Here is a 248-nt window from a genome sequence, read left to right as displayed (position 1 = left end):
CTTCTATCATGGCTAAAATTATCATGGCGATCACGACTATTTTGTTGGTGTTGATTTACAGCCAAAATTTGAGGTTAACCGCTATTGTTATGGGAGCAGGGGCAGTACTGGTTGCGGTTATACTGGTGGTTTCTAACATAATGATCAGACTTAGTCGTAAGGTTGGTTCTAGTGTTGGTGGTAGTGCGATAAAAATTGCATTAGCGTCGTTAAAAAGGCGAGCCAGTGAAAACACTTCACAGTTAATC

At 40.7% G+C, this 248-nt stretch carries 1 protein-coding gene; it reads left to right on the top strand.

All coding sequences use genetic code 11. The features are described from left to right. Positions 1-23: 23 nt before the first annotated feature. Positions 24-248: hypothetical protein (locus tag Q4528_RS15205; protein WP_303522535.1), on the top strand; the 225-nt coding region annotated here is incomplete at its 3' end.

Origin of the sequence: Staphylococcus pasteuri (assembly GCF_030547725.1) — a bacterium.
Lineage (GTDB): Bacteria > Bacillota > Bacilli > Staphylococcales > Staphylococcaceae > Staphylococcus > Staphylococcus pasteuri.
The sequence above is the reverse complement of the archived record's forward strand: the minus strand, read 5'-3'. Positions and strand labels throughout refer to the sequence as shown.